Origin of the sequence: Aeromonas sp. sif0611 (assembly GCF_019218845.1) — a bacterium.
Classification (GTDB): Bacteria; Pseudomonadota; Gammaproteobacteria; order Enterobacterales; family Aeromonadaceae; genus Aeromonas; species Aeromonas media.
Map to the genome: position 1 here is coordinate 1 of NZ_JAHUWU010000073.1, position 241 is coordinate 241.

General features: G+C 63.9%; 1 protein-coding gene. It reads left to right on the forward strand.

The genetic code is table 11. The features are described 5' to 3' along the window. Nucleotides 1–241 (forward strand): VCBS domain-containing protein (locus tag KW824_RS20825; RefSeq protein WP_218410908.1); only part of this gene is annotated, 241 nt, incomplete at both ends.

A 241-nucleotide genomic window follows, 5' to 3' on the forward strand; every position in this document is an offset into this window, starting at 1 on the left:
TACAACGTCGACAACAGCAAGGTGCAGTACCTGGGCGAGGGGGAGACCAAGGTCGAGACCTTCACCGTGCAGTCTGTGGATGGCACCGAGCACACCGTCACCATCACCATCACCGGCGTCAACGATGCCGCGGTGATCACCGGTAGCGACACTGGCGCGGTCACCGAAGACGAAACCAACCCGACTCTGACCGAGACCGGCACCCTGAGCGTCACCGACGTGGACGGCGCCGACGAGGCCA